Origin of the sequence: Frigidibacter sp. ROC022 (assembly GCF_024723735.1) — a bacterium.
Lineage (GTDB): Bacteria > Pseudomonadota > Alphaproteobacteria > Rhodobacterales > Rhodobacteraceae > SLM-1.
In genome coordinates, this window is the sequence record NZ_JANQDU010000003.1 from 81,387 (window position 1) to 102,709 (window position 21,323).

The 21,323-nt window shown below is 67.4% G+C and carries 19 protein-coding genes and 1 tRNA gene; 12 read left to right on the forward strand and 8 right to left on the reverse strand.

Features of this window, described 5'->3' with window-relative positions; all coding sequences use genetic code 11:
* Window positions 1–15: 15 nt before the first annotated feature.
* The 3 genes from NUW50_RS12135 to NUW50_RS12145 all read right to left on the reverse strand — a co-directional run bounded on the left by NUW50_RS12135 (window position 16) and on the right by NUW50_RS12145 (window position 1,796).
* Window positions 16–687: an ABC transporter ATP-binding protein gene (locus NUW50_RS12135; RefSeq protein WP_258289402.1), complete on the reverse strand. Its 672-nt coding sequence runs from the start codon at window positions 685–687 to the stop codon at window positions 16–18.
* Window positions 688–743: 56 nt separating this feature from the next.
* A complete protein-coding gene (locus tag NUW50_RS12140; protein WP_258289403.1) occupies window positions 744–1,181 on the reverse strand; it encodes a hypothetical protein in 438 nt (145 codons plus the stop codon).
* A 102-nt stretch (window positions 1,182–1,283) separates the two neighbouring features.
* Window positions 1,284–1,796 carry a flavin reductase family protein gene (locus NUW50_RS12145; protein ID WP_443135110.1) on the reverse strand — a complete coding sequence of 171 codons (513 nt, stop codon included), beginning with the start codon at window positions 1,794–1,796 and terminating at the stop codon, window positions 1,284–1,286.
* Between the two features lie 317 nt (window positions 1,797–2,113).
* On the opposite strand from NUW50_RS12145, the gene NUW50_RS12150 reads away from it, so the two are divergent.
* The 3 genes from NUW50_RS12150 to NUW50_RS12160 all read left to right on the forward strand — a co-directional run bounded on the left by NUW50_RS12150 (window position 2,114) and on the right by NUW50_RS12160 (window position 6,023).
* Window positions 2,114–3,277 carry an aromatic ring-hydroxylating oxygenase subunit alpha gene (locus tag NUW50_RS12150; protein WP_258289404.1) on the forward strand — a complete coding sequence of 388 codons (1,164 nt, stop codon included), beginning with the start codon at window positions 2,114–2,116 and terminating at the stop codon, window positions 3,275–3,277.
* Window positions 3,267–3,491, forward strand: coding sequence for a hypothetical protein (locus tag NUW50_RS12155; protein WP_258289405.1), 225 nt, complete (start codon window positions 3,267–3,269; stop codon window positions 3,489–3,491). Before NUW50_RS12150 ends, NUW50_RS12155 begins: the two co-directional genes overlap by 11 nt.
* Before the next feature lie 123 nt (window positions 3,492–3,614).
* Window positions 3,615–6,023: a GcvT family protein gene (locus tag NUW50_RS12160; RefSeq protein ID WP_258289406.1), complete on the forward strand. Its 2,409-nt coding sequence runs from the start codon at window positions 3,615–3,617 to the stop codon at window positions 6,021–6,023.
* Between the two features lie 105 nt (window positions 6,024–6,128).
* On the opposite strand, the gene NUW50_RS12165 is transcribed toward NUW50_RS12160, so the two are convergent.
* The 3 genes from NUW50_RS12165 to NUW50_RS12175 all read right to left on the reverse strand — a co-directional run bounded on the left by NUW50_RS12165 (window position 6,129) and on the right by NUW50_RS12175 (window position 9,014).
* Window positions 6,129–6,467: an ArsR/SmtB family transcription factor gene (locus tag NUW50_RS12165; RefSeq protein WP_258289407.1), complete on the reverse strand. Its 339-nt coding sequence runs from the start codon at window positions 6,465–6,467 to the stop codon at window positions 6,129–6,131.
* Window positions 6,467–7,279, reverse strand: coding sequence for a lytic murein transglycosylase (locus tag NUW50_RS12170; RefSeq protein WP_258289408.1), 813 nt, complete (start codon window positions 7,277–7,279; stop codon window positions 6,467–6,469). The genes NUW50_RS12165 and NUW50_RS12170 overlap by 1 nt, the downstream gene beginning before the upstream one ends.
* A 109-nt stretch (window positions 7,280–7,388) precedes the next feature.
* Window positions 7,389–9,014, reverse strand: a complete 1,626-nt coding sequence (locus NUW50_RS12175; RefSeq protein WP_258289409.1) for an alpha-glucosidase — start codon at window positions 9,012–9,014, stop codon at window positions 7,389–7,391.
* A gap of 412 nt (window positions 9,015–9,426) precedes the next feature.
* Here NUW50_RS12175 and NUW50_RS12180 point away from each other — a divergent pair, with 412 nt between their 5' ends.
* Window positions 9,427–10,401: a hypothetical protein gene (locus tag NUW50_RS12180; RefSeq protein WP_258289410.1), complete on the forward strand. Its 975-nt coding sequence runs from the start codon at window positions 9,427–9,429 to the stop codon at window positions 10,399–10,401.
* A gap of 18 nt (window positions 10,402–10,419) precedes the next feature.
* Here NUW50_RS12180 and NUW50_RS12185 read toward each other — a convergent pair whose 3' ends face one another.
* On the reverse strand, window positions 10,420–11,322 hold the full coding sequence (locus NUW50_RS12185) for a LysR family transcriptional regulator (RefSeq protein ID WP_258289411.1): 903 nt from the start codon (window positions 11,320–11,322) through the stop codon (window positions 10,420–10,422).
* A gap of 149 nt (window positions 11,323–11,471) precedes the next feature.
* On the opposite strand from NUW50_RS12185, the gene NUW50_RS12190 reads away from it, so the two are divergent.
* The 3 genes from NUW50_RS12190 to NUW50_RS21380 all read left to right on the forward strand — a co-directional run bounded on the left by NUW50_RS12190 (window position 11,472) and on the right by NUW50_RS21380 (window position 16,547).
* Window positions 11,472–14,858, forward strand: coding sequence for an indolepyruvate ferredoxin oxidoreductase family protein (locus NUW50_RS12190; RefSeq protein WP_258289412.1), 3,387 nt, complete (start codon window positions 11,472–11,474; stop codon window positions 14,856–14,858).
* A gap of 82 nt (window positions 14,859–14,940) precedes the next feature.
* Entirely contained in the window at window positions 14,941–15,528 is a 588-nt protein-coding gene (locus tag NUW50_RS12195) for a heme NO-binding domain-containing protein (RefSeq protein WP_258289413.1), read from the forward strand.
* Window positions 15,525–16,547, forward strand: a complete 1,023-nt coding sequence (locus NUW50_RS21380) for a GGDEF domain-containing protein (protein ID WP_275982104.1) — start codon at window positions 15,525–15,527, stop codon at window positions 16,545–16,547. The genes NUW50_RS12195 and NUW50_RS21380 overlap by 4 nt, the downstream gene beginning before the upstream one ends.
* Before the next feature lie 155 nt (window positions 16,548–16,702).
* On the opposite strand, the gene NUW50_RS12205 is transcribed toward NUW50_RS21380, so the two are convergent.
* Window positions 16,703–16,777 (reverse strand) — tRNA-Thr (locus NUW50_RS12205).
* Window positions 16,778–17,041: 264 nt separating this feature from the next.
* On the opposite strand from NUW50_RS12205, the gene murA reads away from it, so the two are divergent.
* The 5 genes from murA (at window position 17,042) to NUW50_RS12230 (ending at window position 21,196) form a co-directional block, all read left to right on the forward strand.
* Entirely contained in the window at window positions 17,042–18,313 is a 1,272-nt protein-coding gene (murA, locus tag NUW50_RS12210; RefSeq protein WP_258289414.1) for a UDP-N-acetylglucosamine 1-carboxyvinyltransferase, read from the forward strand.
* Window positions 18,310–18,801, forward strand: a complete 492-nt coding sequence (locus NUW50_RS12215; RefSeq protein WP_258289415.1) for a DUF2948 family protein — start codon at window positions 18,310–18,312, stop codon at window positions 18,799–18,801. Before murA ends, NUW50_RS12215 begins: the two co-directional genes overlap by 4 nt.
* Before the next feature lie 60 nt (window positions 18,802–18,861).
* Window positions 18,862–20,166 (forward strand): histidinol dehydrogenase, encoded by a 1,305-nt coding sequence (gene hisD / locus NUW50_RS12220; protein ID WP_258289416.1) that lies wholly within the window; start codon window positions 18,862–18,864, stop codon window positions 20,164–20,166.
* Between the two features lie 80 nt (window positions 20,167–20,246).
* Window positions 20,247–20,726, forward strand: a complete 480-nt coding sequence (locus tag NUW50_RS12225; RefSeq protein ID WP_258289417.1) for a UPF0262 family protein — start codon at window positions 20,247–20,249, stop codon at window positions 20,724–20,726.
* Window positions 20,723–21,196, forward strand: a complete 474-nt coding sequence (locus tag NUW50_RS12230; protein ID WP_258290142.1) for an arsenate-mycothiol transferase ArsC — start codon at window positions 20,723–20,725, stop codon at window positions 21,194–21,196. The genes NUW50_RS12225 and NUW50_RS12230 overlap by 4 nt, the downstream gene beginning before the upstream one ends.
* Window positions 21,197–21,323: the final 127 nt, after the last annotated feature.

Sequence of the window (21,323 nt, forward strand, 5' to 3'; positions counted from 1 at the left end):
GGGGCCGCAGGGGCCTCATGCGATCCGGCCCTTCGAGAGCACCAGCTCGCGGTCCAGCCGCGCCGCCAGCCGGCTGGAATGGGTGACCATCAGCAGCCCGGCGCCGATCTCGGCGGTCAGTTCCAGCATCACGGTCAGGACCGCGTCGCCGGTTGCCTCGTCGAGATTGCCGGTCGGCTCGTCGGCAAGGATCAGCCGGGGCCGCGCCGCCAGTGTCCGGGCCAGCGCCGCGCGCTGCTGCTGGCCGCCCGACAGTGCCTCGGGGAACTTCCCCAGCTGCGCCGCGATGCCCAGCCGCTCGGCCAGCCCGGCCAGCGCCTCGGGGCTCGGCGACCGCCCGGCCAGCCGGGCGTGAAAGGCGATGTTGTCGGCAACGCTCAGCGAGGGGATCAGGTTGAACTGCTGGAACACCAGCCCCACGGTGGTGCGGCGAAACCGCGCCGCCTGCGGTTCGTTCAGCGCTGTCACCTCGATGCCGTCGAGCTGGACCGAGCCGCTGTCGGCGGGTTCCAGCGCCCCGATCACATGCAGCAGCGTGGATTTGCCCGAGCCGCTTTCGCCGCGCAGCGCCAGCGTCTCGCCCTCGGCCAGGTCGAGCGCCACCCCGTCGAGAACCTGCAGACGTGCCTCGGCGGGGCCATCCCCCGCCGCGTCGAAACTCTTCCGCAGATCGCGTATCTTCAGCATGGGCCAGAACTAGGCGGTTTCGCCCGCCAGTCCCAGAGCCGATTTGCCGCGCCGGATCAGCCCATACGGGTGCATTGCATCTCGGCGGTGTAGAAGGCGCCGCTGCCGGGGTTCTGGCCCTGCGACTGGCGATAGATCGTGCCCGGCCCGGTCGGCGCGCCCTCGAAGACCAGGATGCCATGCGTCCCGCGGGTGTGAATCCGCAGCCGGACCCACATGCCGTTTTCGGTCGGTCCGGCGATCCAGTCGCCGGGGCCCTCGAAGGGCTGGACCGAGTTCTGCAGGTTCGGGTTGTAGACGGCGCCGCGAGCATAGAGGCCGCCGTCCGGGTTCACGACCAGTTCGGCTTCATAGCCATAGGGTTGCAGGCCCTGCTCGTAGAGCCCGAGCGAACAGGACCAGTTGCCCGTGGGATCGAAGCTCTGTGCGGCGGCCGGTTCGGGCTGGAAGGCGCCTGCAAGAATGGCGAGCGCGGCGATTGCATTGCGGATCATGTCTTGGTCTCCCTTCACTGGTTGACCGAACCTTGCCCGTCCCGGCCCCCCTGACAATCAAAACCTGGAGAGGACCGGTTTCATGACGGCACTTGTCATCCCTCAGGCCCGAAAACTGCCATAATGGCCGCCCAGAAAGACGAGTGGCGCACCCTCGCGCACCACCGCGCGGGTGACGCGGCCGACCAGAATCAGGTGGTCGCCGCCGTCATGTGCGGCTTCGGCGCGACAGTCGAACCGGGCCAGACAGTCGGGCAGAACCGGCAACCCGCCCTCTCCCTTGCCCCAGACCATGCCCTCGGGGGCGTGGCCGTGGCGGACGAAATGGCGGCAAAGATCGGCTTGCTCCGCATCCAGGATATGGATCGCATAGCCCGCCGCCCCGGCGAAGACCTCGAACCGGCGCGAGGCGCGGGCCGGCGACCAGAGCACCAGCGGCGGGTCGAGCGACACCGAGGCGAAACTGTTGGCGGTGATCCCGACCGGACCCTTGGCGCCCTGCGCTGTCACCACCGTGACCCCGGTCGCAAAGCGGCCGAGCGCATGGCGGAAGTCATGCACCGTCTCGGGGCCGGGGGTGAAGCCCAGCGGGGTTTCGGGGTCGGGACCGGTCACCGGCGAAGACCGCTGCACGGCGTCCGGCATCGCCCGACCGCACGGCCATCGACCGCGTGCCTCCGTCCGGCAAGCCGTTTTCCTGGTTCGCGCCACATGGGACAGACGTCGCAGAAGGCGCCGCCGAGGTCCAGAGCATCCGGGGAACCGCCGCCGAAATCCGGCGCCGGCCCGCCGTTCTGCCGGCCGGGATTTGCCGGGCGGTGGCGCCCGATGTCGCGCTTGCGACATCCGGTGTCGGGGATGTCGATGCCGGCGCCCCGATGCGGGGGGCATCCTGACCCCAGGCCGGAAGGGTCCGGCCGGAGGGTTCGGCCATGGCATTGCAAGACCTGAGCGACGTTCTGACCCCGCTGGCGGCGGCCCGCGGATTGCCGAATGCGCATTACACCGACGATGCGACCTTTGCGCTGGAACGCCGGCGGCTGCTGTTCGACAACTGGTCCGGCATCGGCTTTGCCAAGGACATCCCCGAGCCGGGAGATGCCAGGCCGATCGAGTTTCTGGGCATTCCCTTGCTCGCCCTGCGGACCCGGGCCGGGGCGGTGAAGGTGTTCCAGAACACCTGCCGGCATCGCGGCATGATCCTGGTCGAGTCCCCGAAGAAGCTCGGCGGGGTGATCCGCTGCCCCTATCATTCCTGGTGCTACTCGCTGGAGGGTCGGCTCGTCACCACGCCGCATGTCGGCGGGCCGGGGCGGAACACGGCGCCGGGGATCGAGCGTGACGGGCTCGGCCTGATCGAGATCCGTTCCCATGTCTGGCGCGACGTGATCTTCGTCAATGTCACCGGGACCGCGCCGGAGTTCGCGAGGCATGCCGCCGAGGCGATCCGGCGCTGGTCCGATTTCGAGGGCAAGCCGCTGTATCACGCGGGCGCCGACAGCAGCTTTGCCTTCGATGCCGCCTGCAACTGGAAGCTGGCGGTCGAGAACTATTGCGAAAGCTATCACCTGCCCTGGGTGCACCCGGGCCTGAACAGCTATTCGCGGCTGGAGGATCACTATCACATCGAAGAGCCAGGCTGCTTCTCGGGGCAGGGCACCTCGGTCTATCGACAGCTGGCCGGGGAGGGGGCGCGGCGCTTTCCCGATTTCGACGGATTGTCCGGAAGATGGGATACCGCGGCCGAATATGTCGCGCTCTATCCCAATGTGCTGTTCGGCACCCATCGGGACCATGCCTTCGCGATCATCCTCGACCCCGTGGCCAAGGACCGCACCGTCGAGCGCGTCGAGCTCTACTATGCCCAACCAGAGGCGCTGGAGCCGGAATTCGCGGCGCTGCGGGCCCGGAATGCCGAGCTATGGAAGAACGTCTTTGCCGAGGACATCTTCGTTGTCGAGGGGATGCAGAAGGGCCGGCGCGGGCCCTATTTCGACGGCGGCAGGTTCAGCCCGGCGATGGACGGGCCGACGCATCTGTTTCACAAATGGGTGGCGTCGCGGTTGACCGAGGGCGACATGACGGATGCCCGATGATCTGGATGACGCGTTGCTGGCCGCCCATGCCGCCGCCGACAAGGTGGCGCTGATGCGGCTCTACGCCCGGGCGGGCGATTTGCGGGCGGCCTCGGGGCGCGCGGCGGCGGCCTGTTTCTTCTGGACCCAGGCCTATGTCTGGGCGCTGGATGCCGGGGCGTCCGAGGCGGCCGAGCTGCGCCGCCGGCTGCGGGCGCATGGGGCCGAGGAATGAGGCGGGCGCAGGCCCCGGGGGAGGGTCTCCGCGGTGGCGGCGGGACGAATTGGACGGCGTCGGAAGGCGCCGGAATGGCCGGGCTCTGGCCCGGCCGGAACAGGCAAGGAACGGAGTAGGACGATGCAGACGACAGCGCGTGTGGTGGTGATCGGTGGCGGGGTGGTGGGCTGTTCGGTGCTCTACCACCTGACCAAGCTGGGCTGGTCCGACGTGATGCTGATCGAACGTTCGGAACTGACCAGTGGCAGCACCTGGCACGCGGCGGGCGGGTTTCACACGCTGAACTCCGACACCAACATGGCCGCCCTGCAGGGCTACACGATCCGGCTCTACCGGGAACTCGAGGAATTGACCGGCCTTTCCTGCGGGCTGCACCATGTCGGCGGGGTGACCATCGCCACCACCCGCGACCGGATGGACTATCTGACCGCCGAACGGGCCAAGCACCGCTACATGGGGCTGGATACCGAGATCATCGGGCCCGAGGAAATCTCGAAACTGTCGCCGATCACCGATGTGACCGGGGTGATCGGCGGGCTCTACGATCCGCTCGATGGCCATCTCGACCCTTCCGGCACCACCCATGCCTATGCCGCGGCGGCGCGCAAGGGCGGCGCGACGATCGTGCTGCGCAACCGGGTGACGGGCCTGACCCAGACCGCCGAGGGTTGGGACGTGATCACCGAACAGGGCACGGTGAAGGCCGAGCATGTCGTCAACGCGGCCGGGCTCTGGGCCCGCGAGGTCGGGCGGATGGCCGGGGTCTATCTGCCGCTGCATCCGATGGAGCACCAGTATTTCCTCACCGACGACCTGCCCGAGGTCTACAACCACGGTTCCGAGCTGCCGCATATGATGGACCCGGGCGGCGAGACCTATCTGCGCCAGGAGGGGCGCGGGCTCTGCATCGGCATCTATGAACAGAAGGCGGTGCCCTGGGCGGTCGACGGCACCCCCTGGGATTTCGGCCACGAGTTGCTGAACAACGATCTGGACCGGGTGGCGGAACCGCTGGAGGCCGCGTTCAGGCGCTATCCGGTGCTGGCCCGGGCCGGGATGAAGAAGATCATCAACGGGCCGTTCACCTTTGCCCCCGACGGCAATCCGCTGGTCGGGCCGGTGCCGGGCAAGCCCGGGCTCTGGTCGGCCTGCGCGGTCATGGCAGGGTTCAGCCAGGGCGGCGGGGTCGGCAAGGCGCTGTCGGAATGGATGGTGCATGGCGAGGCCGAGAACGATGTCTACGCGATGGACGTCGCCCGTTTCGGCGACTGGACCGGGCCGGACTGGACCCGGCTGAAAGTCACCGAGAACTACCAGCGCCGGTTCTCGATCACCTATCCGAACGAGGAACTCCCGGCAGGCCGGCCGCTGGAAACGACGCCGGCCTGGGGCATCTGGGAGGCGCAGCGCGCGGTCTGGGGCCAGGGCTACGGCATGGAGCATGTCAACTATTTCGCGCCCGAGGGCGAACCCCGGCTCGAGACCGGCACCTTCCGCCGCTCGAACGCCTTCGGCCCGACCGGTGACGAATGCCGGGCGGTGCGCGAGGCGGTCGGGATCAACGAGATCCACAATTTCGGCAAATACCTGGTCGAGGGGCCGGAGGCGGTCGGCTGGCTGAACCGGATCATGGCCAACCGGGTGCCGGAGCAGGGCCGCATCGCGCTGACCCCAATGCTGTCGCCCTCGGGCGCGATCATCGGCGATTTCACCATGGCCCGGCTGGGCGAGGAGCAGGTGCAGCTCACCGCCAGCTATTCGGCGCAGAATTTCCACCTGCGCTGGTTCTGGGCGCATCAGGACAAGGGCGTCTCGATCCGCAACGTCTCGAAGGAACGGCTCGGCTTCCAGATCGCCGGCAAACATGCCAGGGAGGTGCTGGCGGCGGCCACCGGGGCGGATGTCTCGAACGCGGCCTTCCCCTTCCTGCATGTCCGGCAGATGTCGATCGGGCATGTGCCGGTGACGGTGGCGCGGGTCAGCTATACCGGCGATCTGGGCTACGAGATCTATTGCGCCAGGGACCATCAGGTGGCGCTCTATCACCTGCTGGCCGAGGCCGGGGCGCCCTTCGGGATGAAGCCCTTCGGGATGCGGGCGATGATGTCGCTGCGGCTGGAGAAGAGCTTCGGCAGCTGGATGCGGGAATACCGGCCCGACTACACGCCGGCCGAAACCGGGCTGGACCGGTTCATCGCCTGGAAGAAGAACGACTTCATCGGCCGCGACGCGGTACTGAGGCAGCGCGAGACTCCGCCGGACCGCCGGCTGACGACCTTCATCGTCGATGCCGATGACGGCGACGTGGTGGCCGACGAGCCGATCTTCGACGGCGAGGAGGTGCTGGGTTTCTGCACCTCGGGCGGCTACGCGCATTGGGCCGGGAAATCGGTGGCCCTGGGGTTCCTGCCGCGGGCGCGGATTGCCGAAGGGGCGGAGTTCACCATCGAGATCCTCGGCCAGCGCCGCAGGGCCGTGGTGCAGACCCGGCCGCTGTTCGACCCGGATGGCAGCCGGATGCGGGGCTAGGTTTCGTCCCGGGCTGCGCCCGGGCCGATCCGCGGGGGGCTCTGCCCCCCGGACCCCCCGGGATATTTTCAAGGTAAAGCCGGTGCGGCACCCGGCTGCGGCGGCTCAGCAGGGCGCGCAATAGAGCTCGTAGAGGGTGGCGATCACCCGGCGGACATTGTCGTCGGCCAGGGCGTAATACACCGCCTTGCCGTCGCGCCGCGCCTGGACCAGCCCTTCCTCGCGCAGCCGCGCCAGCTGCTGCGAGACGGCGGCCTGGCGGGCGTCGAGCAGGGCTTCCAGTTCGGTCACGTTGCGCTCGCCCTGGCCGAGATGGCACAGGAGCATCAGCCGCTGCGGATGCGCCAGCGCCTTCAGCAGCGCTGCGGCGCGGGCGGCGCTGGCCTCCATCCGGGCGATGTCGATGCCGGCGGGCGCGGGATGGGTGGCCGGTGCCTCTGCCATCAGCGGTCGATCCGCGCCGCGGCCAGCGCGATCGCCTGCTGATAGACCGTGGCCGCGTTCCATTCGTTCAGCACCTTGAAGTTCGGCTCGCCCTGCTGATAGCCGGCGCCGGGCTTCCAGCCCTTCTTGCGCAGGTAGTTGGCGGTCGAGGCCAGGGCGTCGGCCTGATCGTAGAAATTCACCTTGCCGTCGCCATCGGCATCGACCCCGTAGCGCAGGGCATTGCCGGGCAGGAACTGGGTGTGGCCCAGTTCGCCATGGAAGGCGCCGAGCTGATCGGGCGAGAGCATGCCGCGATCGACCATCACCAGCGCCGCCAGGGCATGCGGGGTGAAGAAATCGCTGCGGCGGCAGTCATAGGCCACGGTCAGGATCGACGAGACCACCGGCACCGAGCCCATGTTGGCGCCGAAGCCGGTCTCCATCCCGTGGATCGCCAGCAGCACCCCCGCGGGCACGCCATAGGCGCGTTCGAGACTGTCGTAGAAAGCCGGGCTGCGGGCCTTGCGCTTGCGGGCGCCATTGGCGAAGCCGTCCAGCGAGCCGAGCCGGATCCGGATGAAGTCGTCGAGCTCGTATCTGACGCCCTTCTGGTTGCGGTCGGCATGGATGGTCTTGCTGGAATAGCGGGCCCCGGCCAGGGCCTGCAGCCCGCGCTTGCCGACCCCCCGGGCCCGGGCCTCGGCGGCGAAATCGGCCTTCCAGGCATTGAACCCGGCGGCATTGTTGCCGCAGCGGGCGGCTTGGGCCGGGGCGGCAAATGCGCTGGCCGAAATCGCCAGGGCCCCGAGGGCAAGAAGAATGCGACGCATCTGGAAAATGTCCTTTCAAGGCTCGGAAATCGTCTGCGCCCTGTCTCAGTATCGCAAGCAGGGGGGCATCGCCAAGCCACTTTGCCGGTCGGCGCCGGACCGGGGCGGCTCAGGCCATGGTCACCTCTGGGGCGTGCGGCCCCGTGCCTTGCAGCCAGGCATGGCCGCTGCCGGGCAGCGCCAGGACGCCATCGGACAGGCTGGCGCGGCCGGGGCCGGCCAGTTCGGCCGCGCCGGCGATCCGCAGCCGCTGCGGCCGGGGCGAGAGGTTGAACAGGCAGGTCAGCCGTTGGCCGTCCGCCTCGCGGTGAAAGCCCAGCACCGGTTCGGGCAGGTCGAGGAACCGGGTGCCGCCGCGGCGCAGCGCCTCGGACCCGCGCCGGAAGGCCAGCGTCGCGCGATAGGCGGCCAGAACCGAGTCATTCGCCGCCTCCTGCGCCGCCACGTTGCGCGCCAGCTGCGGCGGCTTGATGGGCAGCCAGGGCGTCCCGCTGGTGAACCCGCCGCTGGCCGAGCCGTCCCAGACCATCGGGGTCCGGCAGCCGTCGCGGCCCTTGTAGTCGGGCCAGAACTTGAAGCCCGGCGGGTCGGTCAACTCGTCGTAGAGGATATCGGTCTCGGTCTGGCCCAGCTCTTCGCCCTGATAGAGACCGATCGTGCCCTCGAAGGAGGCCAGCATCGCGATCGCCAGCCGCGCCACCGCGTCCTCGGAGGTTCCGTGGCCGGCCCAGCGGCTGACATGGCGCGGCACGTCATGGTTCGAGAACGACCAGCAGGGCCAGCCGTCCGGGGCCGCGTCGAAGAAAGTCTCGATCCGGCTGCGGAAATGCCGCGCCGTGAACTCGGGCCCCAGCATGTCGAAACTGTAGGCCATGTGCAGCCGGTCGTCGCCCTTGGTGTACTCGGCCATGATCCCGACCGAGCGGCGGGCGTCATCGCCGATCTCGCCCACCATGGCGCGGTCGGCATATGAATCGGTCAGCGCCCGGAGCCGTTGCAGGAAGGCGATGTTCTCGGGCCGGCTCTTGGAATAGACATGCTCCTGCATGTCGTAGGGGTTCACCGCCGGCAGCGGATCGTCGCGCCTGGCGGGCGGGTTCGGGCGCAGCTCAGGATCGTGGAAAAAATAGTTCACCGTATCCAGCCGGAATCCGTCGACGCCCCGATCCAGCCAGAAGCGCATCGCCGCGATCATCGCGTCCTGCACGTCCCGGTTGTGGAAGTTGAGGTCGGGCTGGCTGGCCAGGAAGTTGTGCAGGTAGTACTGCCGCCGCCGCGGCTCCCATTCCCAGGCCGATCCGCCGAAGACCGAGGGCCAGTTGTTCGGCGGCATCCCGTCGGCGCCGGGATCGGCCCAGACATACCAGTCGGCCTTCGGATTGTCGCGGCTGGCGCGGCTTTCGACGAACCAGGGGTGCTGGTCCGACGAATGGCTGATCACCTGGTCGATGATGACCTTCAGCCCCAGGGCATGGGCGCGGTCCAGCAGCGCGTCGAAATCGGCCAGGGTGCCGAACAGCGGGTCGATGTCGCGATAATCCGACACGTCATAGCCCATGTCGGCCATCGGCGAGGTAAAGACCGGGCTGAGCCAGACCGCATCGGCGCCAAGCGCCGCGATATGGTCGAGCCGCCGGGTGATCCCCGGCAGATCGCCGACCCCGTCGCCGTTGTCATCCTGAAACGACCGCGGATAGACCTGATAGATCACCGCGCCACGCCACCAGTCCTGCATCTTGCCTCCGTTCTCCGGCCCGGCCCGGAGTCTGGCCGCATCGCCGGCGAAAATCCATTCAACATCCCGCCCGGGTCAAAAAAAAGGCCGAGCATGAAGCTCGGCCAAAGTCCAACAGGGAGGTATGAAACCGCCTAGAGTTTCCTCAACCAGCGGCTTCGATGAGGGATTTATGGGCGCGGTCGGGTCAGATCAAGCGATTCCTCCCAAACAGTCAGCAATGCCGTCATGCGCCTGATGCATGGCTGACGGCTGTCGGGCGGCGCGCGATCCGGGGCCTGGCAGGGCATCGTGGCTGGTAGGGAATTCTAGACCTTACCCGGGGCCGCCACATTCCCTAGGGTAATCGAGACGATTTTCTCAAGAATACCTGACGGACCGATTCATCGAATTCACAAGAGAGGCACGACCCATGGACCTGGAAACGGCAAAGGCGATCATCGAAAGCCGGGTGGTGCAGAAATATCTCGAGCAGGTGGATACGGATGCCGAGGCCGCGCTCGACACGCTCGATGCCAACGTCAAGCTGCTGAAGACCTATCCGCCGGCGATGGTCTCGCAATACAAGAAGGACGGCACCGCGCTCGACAAGGCATGGGGCGTGTTCAACCAGGAGGTGAACAGCATCACCTTCGGCAAGGCGCGCGACGGCAAGGCCGCCATGGCCGCCTACAGCAAATACATCCTGACGCTGGAAGTGCTCGAAGCACAGAACGTGCGCTATTCGGCCTATATCGGCGCCAAGGTCGCCGAGCTGGTTGCGGCGCTGCTGAAGCTGGTGATCGAGATCACCAAGAAGATGCGCGAGAAGTTCAAGGAGCTTCTGGTCGAGCTTAAGGCGCTTGAGGCACTGCTCAAGAAGGCCAAGAAGGACGTGAAGGGCGCCGAGGCGCAGCGGATCATCAACGTCGGCATCACCGCCGTGTCGCTCTGCATCCCGGCGGTCGGGCTGGGGGCGGGGATCGCCATCGCGGTCGGGACCTTCACGGTGCAGACGATCATCGATTCGCAGCTCGGGCCGGGCAGTCCCGGCGCCATGGGGTCGCTGAACAATGCCGTCGGCGACACCATCGGCCTGCCCAAGCAGGTCAAACCGAAATTCGCCAAGCTGGGCGGCGCGGCCACCGGCCTCATTGCCCTGAAGATGGACAGCGACGAGGTGGCGGACGCGAAACGGATCGTCACCGAGGTCCAGAAGCGGATGAAGAAGGTGCAGGCCCTGCTGAAGACGCTGGACGGGTTCCTCAGCAAGGATGTCGGTTTCATCGAGAAGGCCGAGATGGCGATGCTCAAGGCGATGGATGCGGCCGAGCGTGGCGCCAAGCTCTATCGCTCGCAGGCCCAGGTGCGCAAAGGCCTGCTGAAGGAACTGGCAAAGATCAAATAGGGCCGGGCCGGCCCTCGGTCACGGGGTTTCCTCGCGCAGCTTCCTGCGGTGCGCGATGATCTCGTCGGCGACGAAATCGCGAAACGCGGTGACCCGCTTCGACTGCCGGAGTTCCTCGGGGTAGGCTAGGAACACCGGCACCTCGGTCGATTCGATCTGCGGCAGCACCCGTTTCAGATTCGGGAAATCCTCGGTCAGATAGTCGGGCAGCACCCCGACCCCAAGGCTCGACAGCACCGCCTGCAGGACCCCGAAATAGTTGTTCACGGTCAGGGTCGACGGGATGTCATGGGCCATCAGCTCCTGGACCAGATTGGCGCCGGCCTGCACCTGGAAGGCCCCGGCGTGCTGGCAGATCAGCCGATGCGCGGCCAGATCCTCCAGCTGCTCGGGCACGCCGCGTTCCGACAGGTATTCCTCGGTCGCGTAGAGCCGCATCCGGATGTTCATCAACCGGCGCCGGATCAGGTCGGCCTGGCTCGGCTCCTTCATCCGGATCGCCACGTCGGCCTCGCGCATCGGCAGGTCCAGCACCCGTTCATCCAGGATCAGGTCGATCTTCAGGTTCGGATACTTGGCATAGAGCGCCGACAGCCGGGGGGCCAGCCACAGTGTCCCGAAGCCGGTGGTGGTGGTGACCCTCAGTTCACCGAAGACCTCTTCCTCGCTGTCCCGTATGCGCGCCGCGGCGGTGTCGAGCCGCTTGATCATCGCATTGGTGGCCTCGAACAGAAGTTCGCCCTGCTCGGTGAGAATCAGTCCCCGGGCATGGCGGTGGAAGAGCGTGGTGTTCAGGCTCTCCTCCAGGGCGCGAATCTGCCGCGACACGGCCGATTGCGACAGGTGCAGCGTGTCGCCGGCATGGGTCAGGGACCCGGCGTCCGCCACCGCATGAAATATTCTGAGCTTGTCCCAATCCATCGGGTATCAATCCTGTCGCGATCACTGTCATATTTGAACATGCCTTACCCATAGCACATGGGGCGATGCAAACACTGACATTACTGGATTTTGAGTTTGTGGGTCAACAAATCTGACCTATACTGTGCGCATCCAGGGGAGGAGTTGGCATGACAGTTCCCGAGGTTTCGCTGCACGACCGGTTCGACCTCTCCAAGTCGCCGGTGCTCTTGAACGGTACCCAGGCGCTGGTGCGGCTGATGCTGATGCAGAAGGCCCGCGATCGTGCCGGGGGGCTGAATACCGCGGGCTATGTCACCGGCTATCGCGGCTCGCCCCTCGGTGCCGTGGACATGGTCATGGCCCGGGCCGAGCGTGACCTGAGCGCCGCCGACGTGCTGTTCCAGCCCGGCCTGAACGAGGATCTCGCCGCCACCGCGCTCTGGGGCACCCAGCAGGCCGAATTGCGCGGCGAGGGGCGTTTCGATGGCGTCTTCGGTCTCTGGTACGGCAAGGGGCCGGGGGTGGACCGCTCGGGCGACGTGATGCGGCATGCCAACATGGCCGGCACCTCGCCGCATGGTGGCGTCGTGATGTGCATGGGCGACGATCACACCGGCGAAAGCTCGACGGTGCTGCACCAGTCCGACTGGGCGCTTGTCGATGCCTATATGCCGGTGCTCTCACCTGCCGGCGTGCAGGAGATTCTCGACTACGGGCTCTATGGTTTTGCGCTGTCGCGCTTCTCCGGTCTCTGGGCCGGGCTGAAGCTCATGAAGGACACGGTCGAGGTCACATCGGTGGTCGATGGCAATCCCGACCGGATGCAGTTCGTCACCCCCGATTTCCCGATGCCCGAGGGCGGGCTGTCGATCCGGCTGGGGGACGAGCGGATCGCGCAGGAGGAACGGCTGGTCGAACACAAGCGCTTCGCCGCCGAGGCCTTCGCCCGCGCCAACCGGATCGACCGGCGCGTGGCCGGCAAGCCGGGGGCGAGAATCGGCCTGGTCGCGGCGGGGAAGAACTGGCTCGACCTGGTGCATGCGCTGTCGCTTCTGGGAATCGACGATGCCGAGGCCGAGCGGCTGGGGATCACCACCTACAAGGTCGGGCAGGTCTGGCCGCTCGACATGACCTCGTTCCACGAATGGGCCGAAGGGCTGGAACTGATCGTCGTCGTCGAGGAAAAGCGCAAGCTGATCGAGGTGCAGGTCAAGGAGGCGCTGTTCGACGATCCGCACCGCCGGGTCTATGGCGGGATGAAGAACGGCAAGGAACTCTTCCCGGTGCATTTCGCGCTCGACCCGATCCGGATCGCGGAAGCCCTGGGCCGGATCCTGGATGAGGAAGGCTGCGGATCGGCCCGCATGAAGAGCAAGCTGCAAGTCATTGACGACGCTAAGAAAGCCGACAATGCGCCCGAGATCGCGGCGCGGCTGCCCTATTTCTGCTCCGGCTGTCCGCACAACACCTCGACCAAACTGCCCGAAGGCAGCCGCGCCTATGCCGGGATCGGTTGCCATTTCATGGTGCAATGGATGGACCGCGAAACCGTGGGCTTCACCCATATGGGCGGCGAAGGTGCGAACTGGATCGGCGAGGCGCCGTTCTCGACCCGCGGGCATGTGTTCCAGAACATCGGCGACGGAACCTACAACCACTCCGGCGTGCAGGCGATCCGGGCGGCGATTGCTGCTGGAACAACAATTACTTACAAGATACTCTTCAACGATGCCGTGGCGATGACCGGCGGCCAGGGCAACGATGGCGGACTGACCGCCGAACGGATCGCCGCCGAGATGCGGGCGATGGGCGTCGAGCATCTGGCGGTGGTCTATGACGACAAGGAAGACATCGACCCGGCCCGCTTCCCGGTCCGGCCCGTGCCCCGCGACCAGTTGATGGAGGTGCAGGAGAAATTCAGCAAGGTCAAAGGCGTATCGGTCATTCTTTATGTTCAGACCTGCGCCGCGGAAAAGCGCCGACGGCGCAAGAAGGGCACCTTCCCGGATATCGACAAGCGGGTCTGGATCAACACCGATGTCTGCGAAGGCTGTGGCGATTGCGGGGTGCAGTCGAACTGCGTCTCGATCACCCCGGTCGAGACCGAATTCGGCACCAAGCGGGCCATCGACCAATCTTCCTGCAACAAGGATTTCTCTTGTCTGAAAGGCTTTTGCCCCTCGTTCCTCACCCTGGACGGGGCGCAGGTGAAAAAGGCGGCGACGGTCGATCTGGACCTCGGCCATCTGCCCGAGCCGGAGCTTCCCGCGATCGCCGGGACCCATAACACCGTCATCACCGGCGTCGGCGGCACCGGCGTGGTGACCATCGGTGCCGTCATGGCAATGGCGGCGCATCTCGATGGCAAGGGCGTCGGAATGATGGAAATGGCCGGGCTGGCGCAGAAGGGCGGCGCGGTGCATCTGCATTGCCGGATCGCCGAGGCGCCGGAGGACATCAGCGCGATCCGGGTTGCGGTGGGCGAGGCCGATACGCTGATCGGTGGCGATCTGGTGGTCTCGGCCGGCGCCAAGACCCTGGGCCTGATGGCGCCGGGCAAGGCCGGGGCGGTGGTCAACGCGCATGAGACGATCACCGGGGACTTCACCCGGAACCGCGATTTCCGGCTGCCGGGGGACCAGCTGCGGCTGGCCCTGCAGGCCCGGCTGCGCGACGGGCTGGTGCTGGTCGATTCCTCGGAACTGGCGCGCCGGGTGCAGGGCGACTCGATCTTTTCCAACATGATCCTGCTGGGCGCCGCCTGGCAGCGCGGGCTGGTGCCGCTCAGCGGCGACGCGATCCGGCAGGCGGTGCGGCTGAACGGGGCCGCGGTCGAGGGCAATCTGCGTGCCTTCGAGATCGGCCGCTGGGTGGCGCTGGACCCCGAGGCGGCGGCGCGGCTGGCCACGGGCGAGGTCGTGCAGGCGCCGCCGACACCCGAGCAGCAAATCGCCAGGCGGCGGGCGCATGTCGCGGCCTACCAGAACGAGGCGCTGGCCCGGCGCTACATGGCGCTGGTCGAACGGTTCAGCGATCCGGCGCTGCGGCTGGGGGTGGCCAGGGGCTATCACAAGCTGCTGACCTACAAGGATGAATACGAGGTTGCCCGGCTGCATCTGGACTCGGCCGCGCAGGTTGCCGAGGCCTTCGAGGGCGTCACGAAGATGACCTTCCACCTGGCGCCGCCGGTCCTTGGCGGGAAGGCCGCGGACGGGCGGCCGAAGAAACGCGCCTTCGGCCCCTGGGTGCTGCACCTGTTCCGGGTCCTGGCGGCGCTGAAGCCGCTGCGCGGCACCTGGGCCGACCCGTTCGGGCGCAGTGCCGAGCGCCGCGCCGAGCGGGCGCTGATCGCCGAATACGAGGCCGATATGGATGCGCTCCTGCAGATGCTCCCCGACGTTCCGGCGAAGCTGGCGCTGGAGCTTGCCGAATTGCCGCTGGAGATCCGCGGTTTCGGCCCGGTGAAGGCCGAGGCGATCGCCAAGGCGGCCCGGCGGCGTGCGGCGCTCTGGACGCAGATCCGCAAGGGCCCGTCGCAGCTGGCCGCCGAATAGGCGGGGGCGCAGGCCAACGGGCGTTCAGAGGTTGTTAACCGGACGGGCCTAGGCTCCGGGCGACAATAGCCGGAGGATGGCCATGCACGGCCTCATCAATCGCTCGATCCAGGTCTTCCTGACCGAGACCTATGGAGAGCGGGCCTGGCTGGCCGTGGCGCGCGGGTCGGGGGCCGAGATCGCCGATTTCGAATCGATGCAGAGCTATGACGATGCGGTCACCGGGATGATCCTCGCGGCGGCCGAGCGGGTGCTGCAGAAGCCGCGTGCCCGGATACTCGAGGACATCGGCACATGGCTGATCGCCAAGCGCCAGCCGGACACGGTGCGGCGGCTGCTGCGCTTCGGCGGCGTGGATTTCGTCGAATTCCTGTATTCGCTGGATGACCTGCCGGGCCGGGTGCGGCTGGCGGTCAATGACCTCGATCTGCCGGCGATGGAGCTCGAAGAGCATGCGCCCTTCACCTACACGTTGACCCTGCGCGGCGGCCCGCCGGGGTTTGGCCAGGTCCTGCAGGGGCTGTTGCAGGCGATGGCCGACGACTACGGCGCATTGGCGGTGATCGAGCAGACGGCGGCGCGGCCGGGGCTGGAAGTGCTGCGCATCCAGCTGTTCCAGACCGATTACGCCCTGGGCCGCGGGTTCCAGCTGCAAGCGCCGGCGTCATGAACGCGATGATCCCCGACGCGGTGCTGCTGCCGGCCAAGGCCTGCGACCGGCTGATGCCGATGCACATGATCGTCGCGGCCAGCGGCCATATCCTGCATGCCGGGCCGACCTTGCAGAAGCTGGTGCCCGCGGGATTGCAGGGAAAGCGCTTGCTGGAGCTGTTTGAATCCCGGCGGCCCAGAAGCCCCGAGCGTATCGAGGATCTTGCCGCGACTCCGGGGGGACGGCTGCGGTTCGTCCTGCGCGACGGTAGCCGGACCCAGCTGATGGGGCTGGCCCTGCCCCTGAACAAGGGGCGGCTGTTCATCAACCTGTCCTTCGGGATTTCGGTGGTCGATGCCATCGCCCATCACGCCTTGACGGCCGCCGATTTCGCGCCCACCGACCCGACGATCGAGATGCTCTATCTTGTCGAGGCCAAGGCGGCGGTGATGGCCGAGAGCCAGAAACTGAACGAGCGTCTGAAGGAGGCCAAGCGCGAGGCCGAGGCGCAGGCGCTGACCGATACGCTAACCGGTCTGGGCAACCGGCGCGCCATGGATGAGGCGCTGGCCCGGCAGCTGGCCCGTGGCGAAAGCTTCGGGCTGATGCATCTGGACCTGGATTACTTCAAGGATGTCAATGACACGCTGGGCCATGCGGCGGGCGACCATGTGCTGACCGAGGTGGCCAAGGTGCTGCGCGAAGTGACCCGGGCGCAGGATGTCGTGGCGCGGGTCGGGGGCGATGAATTCGTGCTGCTGATCCGTGGCGTCGTGGCGTCCGAGGTGCTCATGGACCTGGGCCGAAGGCTGATCGCCGGGCTGGAGCGACCGATTGCCTGGCAGCGCCGGCACTGCCGGATTTCCGGCTCGATCGGGATCACCACGACCGACCGCTATCCACGCCCGGATGCCGACCGGATGCTCTGGGACGCCGACGAGGCGCTCTACGCCTCGAAGCGCGGCGGCCGGGCGACGGTGACCATGGCCGAGGTTCCGGCCGCCATCGGCCGCGCATCGCGGCGCAAGCGGGGCTGAGCCGGGCCGGGCGCCCTGCGATTGCAATTCGATTTTCCCGACGGCGCTGCGGGGCCGCCTTGCCGGCAGGGGACGGGGCCGACATGGTGGCGGATTGGCCCCGGATCGGCACGTCTGGCCGTCCTTGCAGGGCTTTCGAACAGGTCGGGGATTTCTGGTGCTGCCGGACAGGATTGAACTGTCGACCTCTCCCTTACCAAGGGAGTGCTCTACCACTGAGCTACGGCAGCGCCGGAAGTGGCGGCTGATTAGACGCATTCTTTCCACCGCGCAAGCGCATTCTGGCCATCGGCCGCACGGCGTTTCTTGTTCAGGGGGCGGGGTTCCTGTATCAGATCGGGCCATGGAGCAGAAATCCGGCAAACCGGGCCAGGACCGGCCTGTCTCCAGCCGCGAAGAGCGGCTGAAGGCCGCGTTGAAGGCGAATATCGCCCGGCGCAAGGCACAGGCGAAGGCACGCAAGAAACCGGCAGAAAAATAAAAGGGTCAGGCGGATGGATTCGATTTTGGTCAAGGGCAACGGGGCATTGTCCGGGGTGATTCCGATTGCCGGAGCCAAGAACGCCTGCCTGACGCTGATGCCGGCGACGTTGCTTTCGGAAGAACCGCTGACCCTGACCAACGCGCCGCGGCTGGCCGATGTGCGGATGATGACGACGCTGCTGCAATCGCTGGGCGCCGAGGTCACCTCGATGAGCCAGGGCCAGGTGCTGGCGATGTCGAGCCATGACATCTCGAACCTGACCGCCGACTACGACATCGTCCGCAAGATGCGCGCCTCGATTCTGGTGCTGGGGCCGCTGCTGGCCCGCTTTGGTCAGGCGGTGGTCTCGCTGCCCGGCGGCTGTGCGATCGGCGCCCGGCCGGTGGACCTGCATCTGCAGGCGCTGGAGGCCCTGGGCGCCAGGCTCGACCTGCGGGACGGCTATGTGCATGCCTCGGTGCCCGGCGGGCGGCTGAAGGGCGCGGTGATCGACTTTCCGCTGGTTTCGGTCGGCGCCACCGAGAATGCGCTGATGGCGGCGGTTCTGGCCAAGGGCACGACCGAGATCCGGAATGCCGCGCGCGAGCCCGAGATCGTCGATCTGGCTCATTGCCTGCAGAAGATGGGGGCGCAGATCGAGGGCGAAGGCACATCGACGCTGACCATCCAGGGCGTGGACCGGCTGTGCGGCGCCACGCATCCCGTGGTCACCGACCGGATCGAGCTGGGCACCTACATGCTGGCCCCGGCGATCTGCGGTGGCGAGGTGGAACTGCTGGGCGGCCGGCTCGACCTTGTGGCGGCCTTCGCGGAAAAGCTGGACGCGGCGGGAATCCAGGTCTCGGAAACCGTGCGGGGGCTGAAGGTCAGCCGCGGCGGCAACCGGGTGAAAGCGGTGGATGTCGTCACCGCGCCGTTCCCCGGATTCCCCACCGATCTTCAGGCCCAGATGATGGCGCTGATGTGTACCGCGGAAGGGGTTTCGGTGCTGGAAGAGCGGATCTTCGAGAACCGTTTCATGCATGCGCCGGAACTGATGCGGATGGGCGCCCGGATCGAGGTGCATGGCGGCACCGCCACGGTGACCGGCGTGCCGAGGCTGAAGGGGGCGCCGGTGATGGCGACCGACCTGCGCGCCTCGATCTCGCTGATCCTGGCCGGCCTGGCCGCCGAGGGCGAGACCGTGGTCAGCCGGGTCTATCACCTGGACCGGGGCTATGAGCGGGTCGAGGAGAAACTGTCGGCCGTCGGGGCCAAGATCGAGCGGATTCGCGGCGAATGAGCGACAAGGTGCCACAGGACGACGCCCGGTTCGAGGATGGCGGCGAGGCGCCGCTGCGACTTCGCGCCCTTGATACCGAAGACCTCGCGATCATCTCGGCGCTGTGTCAGGACGCGGTGTTCCCCGGCTCGGAAATGGTCTGGCAGTCCCGGCAACGCCGCTTTGCACTGCTCTTGAACCGGTTCCGCTGGGAGGACCAGCCGAAGGCGGCGCTGCGGCGGCGGCCGGTGGAGCGGGTGCAGTCGGTGCTGGCCATCGAGGATGTCGGCAAGGTCCGCTCGCAGGGGCTGAGCCGTGACGCCGACACGATCTATTCGCTGCTGGCGCTGCAGTTCGAGCCGACCGAGGACGGCATGGGCGTGCTGACCCTGACACTGGCCGGCGACGGGGCCATCGCGCTGGAGGTCGAGACCCTGGAGGTCACGCTGAAGGACGTGACCCGGCCCTATATCGACCCGGCCCGGCGCGCGCCCAGCCACCCGGACTGATCCGCCCGCCTTGAGCCCGGTGCCGCCCGCCGCTATGTGATGCGCGAACAGGGGGTGCCGATGCCGGTCATGCTTTCCACCACGGATGTCGATTTCGAAGCGCGGTTCACCCGGCTTCTGGGCGCCAAGCGCGAGGACAGCCCGGATGTGGACGACATCGTTGCCGGGATCATCGCCGATGTGCGGAGTCGCGGCGATGCGGCGCTGATCGAGTTGACGCAGAAGTTCGACCGGCTGAGCCTGACGCCCGGGACGCTGGCCTTTTCCCCGGCCGAGATCGAGGCCGAATGCGCCAGGGTCGGCGCCGAGGATCGCGCGGCGCTGGAACTCGCCGCCGACCGGATCCGCGCCTATCATCAGCGCCAGATGCCGCAGGACGAGAGCTGGACCGAAGACAGCGGCGCGATGCTGGGCTGGCGCTGGACTGCGGTGTCGGCGGCCGGGCTCTATGTGCCGGGCGGGTTGGCCTCTTATCCGTCCTCGGTGCTGATGAACGCGATTCCGGCCAAGGTGGCCGGGGTCGGGCGGCTGGCCATCGCGGTGCCGACGCCGGAGGGCGCGACCAATCCGCTGGTGCTGATGGCGGCGCGGATCGCCGGGGTGGACGAGATTTACCGGATCGGCGGGGCGCAGGCGATCGCGGCGCTGGCCTATGGCACCGAGAGCATCCGCCCGGTGGACAAGATCACAGGTCCGGGCAATGCCTTTGTGGCCGCCGCCAAGCGCCGGGTCTTCGGCAAGGTCGGGATCGACATGATCGCGGGACCATCCGAGATCCTGGTCATCGCCGACCGCGACAACGACCCGGACTGGATCGCGCTGGACCTGCTGAGCCAGGCCGAGCATGACGAAAGCGCGCAGGCGCTGCTGATCACCGACGATGCCGCCTTCGGGCAACGGGTGGCGGCGGCGGTCGAAGCGCGGTTGCAGTCCCTGGACCGGCGCGCGATCGCCTCGGCCAGCTGGCGCGATTTCGGCGCGGTCATCGCGGTGCGCGATCTTGACGAGGCCGCGGCGCTGGCCGACCGGATCGCGCCCGAACACCTGGAACTGCTGACCGCCGAACCCGAGGCGCTGGCCGCCCGTATCTCGCACGCCGGGGCGATCTTCCTGGGCGCCTGGACGCCCGAGGCGATCGGCGATTATGTCGGTGGCCCGAACCATGTGCTGCCCACCGCACGCTCGGCCCGGTTCTCGTCCGGCCTATCGGTGCTGGATTTCCTGAAACGCACCACCCTGGCCCGGATGACCCCCGAGGCGCTGTCCCGGATCGGTCCCTCGGCCGAGCGGCTGGCGCAATCGGAAAGCCTGATGGCGCATGGCCAGTCGGTGCGGGCGCGGCTGGACGGGCTGAACAAGCGGTAGGCCGCCGCGCGGAGAAGCGCAATTGCGGCAGGCGGCGGGCTGCGTTACCCCTGCAGTGTTCCAGCCGAAGGTGCCCGCCCGTGACCCGCATCAGCCATATCGAGATCGACGACAGCGGCCTGCCACCTCCGACCCCGGAGATCGAGCAGGAGCGACGGGTGGCGATCTTCGACCTGCTCGAAGACAATTCCTTCACCCTGCCGGCGCGCGACGGCCAGCAGCCTCCGCCCGGGCCGTTTCATCTGGGGCTGGCGATCCGCGAACGGCGGCTGGTCTTCGACATCCGCACCGAGTCCGCCGAGCCGGTTGCCGAGTTCCACCTCTCGCTGGGCCCGTTCCGGCAGGTGGTGAAGGACTATTTCCAGATCTGCGAAAGCTATTTCGAGGCGGTGAAGCGCCTGCCGCCCGGCCAGATCGAGGCGATCGACATGGCCCGGCGCGGCATCCACAACGAGGGTGCCCGGCTGGTGCAGGAGCGGCTCGAAGGCAAGGTGACGCTCGACGCCGATACCGCACGCCGCCTGTTCACCCTGATCTGCGTGCTCCATTGGGGAGCCTGACCGTGTCCCTGCCGCAAAGCGTGCTGTTCTGTTGCGACCACAACGCCGTGCGCTCGCCGATGGCGGAAGGGATGATGAAGCGGTTCTACGGAACCGAATGCTACGTGCAGTCGGCCGGCGTGCACAACGACATCGAGATCGACGGTTTCGCGGTGGCGGTCTGCGCCGAACTGGGGATCGAACTGGCCCGGCACCGGGCGCGCTCCTTCGACGAGATGAACAACTGGGGCGACGATCTTTCGGCCTTCGACCTGATCGTCGCGCTGTCTCCGGCCTCGCAGCGTCATGCGCTGGAGCTGACCCGGCTCTATCACCTCAAGGTCGAGTACTGGCCGGTGCTGGACCCGACCGGCCTGGGCGAGACCCGCGAGGCCAAATTGCAGGCCTATCGGCTGACACGCGACCAGATCAGGGAGCGGATGCTGGCCCGTTTCGGCCCGGCGACGGTCGAGGGCGAGGACGGCGCCTGAACCGGGCCGGATGGGCCCGGATTGGTGCCAGGCCGCGGCGGAATGCGGGGAACCTCCTTTACGGGCCTTGTCTTGCAGGAATTTTCGGCGCATATGCAGCATCGCCCGCGCTTTCTGCGGGCCTCGA

Bases quoted from the DNA above. Each gene is read 5' to 3' on its own strand.
- NUW50_RS12135 (WP_258289402.1), bottom strand. From the start codon at position 687: ATGCTGAAGATACGCGATCTGCGGAAGAGTTTCGACGCGGCGGGGGAT.
- NUW50_RS12140 (WP_258289403.1), bottom strand. From the start codon at position 1,181: ATGATCCGCAATGCAATCGCCGCGCTCGCCATTCTTGCAGGCGCCTTC.
- NUW50_RS12150 (WP_258289404.1), top strand. From the start codon at position 2,114: ATGGCATTGCAAGACCTGAGCGACGTTCTGACCCCGCTGGCGGCGGCC.
- NUW50_RS12155 (WP_258289405.1), top strand. From the start codon at position 3,267: ATGCCCGATGATCTGGATGACGCGTTGCTGGCCGCCCATGCCGCCGCC.
- NUW50_RS12160 (WP_258289406.1), top strand. From the start codon at position 3,615: ATGCAGACGACAGCGCGTGTGGTGGTGATCGGTGGCGGGGTGGTGGGC.
- NUW50_RS12165 (WP_258289407.1), bottom strand. From the start codon at position 6,467: ATGGCAGAGGCACCGGCCACCCATCCCGCGCCCGCCGGCATCGACATC.
- NUW50_RS12170 (WP_258289408.1), bottom strand. From the start codon at position 7,279: ATGCGTCGCATTCTTCTTGCCCTCGGGGCCCTGGCGATTTCGGCCAGC.
- NUW50_RS12175 (WP_258289409.1), bottom strand. From the start codon at position 9,014: ATGCAGGACTGGTGGCGTGGCGCGGTGATCTATCAGGTCTATCCGCGG.
- NUW50_RS12180 (WP_258289410.1), top strand. From the start codon at position 9,427: ATGGACCTGGAAACGGCAAAGGCGATCATCGAAAGCCGGGTGGTGCAG.
- NUW50_RS12185 (WP_258289411.1), bottom strand. From the start codon at position 11,322: ATGGATTGGGACAAGCTCAGAATATTTCATGCGGTGGCGGACGCCGGG.
- NUW50_RS12190 (WP_258289412.1), top strand. From the start codon at position 11,472: ATGACAGTTCCCGAGGTTTCGCTGCACGACCGGTTCGACCTCTCCAAG.
- NUW50_RS12195 (WP_258289413.1), top strand. From the start codon at position 14,941: ATGCACGGCCTCATCAATCGCTCGATCCAGGTCTTCCTGACCGAGACC.
- NUW50_RS21380 (WP_275982104.1), top strand. From the start codon at position 15,525: ATGAACGCGATGATCCCCGACGCGGTGCTGCTGCCGGCCAAGGCCTGC.
- murA (WP_258289414.1), top strand. From the start codon at position 17,042: ATGGATTCGATTTTGGTCAAGGGCAACGGGGCATTGTCCGGGGTGATT.
- NUW50_RS12215 (WP_258289415.1), top strand. From the start codon at position 18,310: ATGAGCGACAAGGTGCCACAGGACGACGCCCGGTTCGAGGATGGCGGC.
- hisD (WP_258289416.1), top strand. From the start codon at position 18,862: ATGCCGGTCATGCTTTCCACCACGGATGTCGATTTCGAAGCGCGGTTC.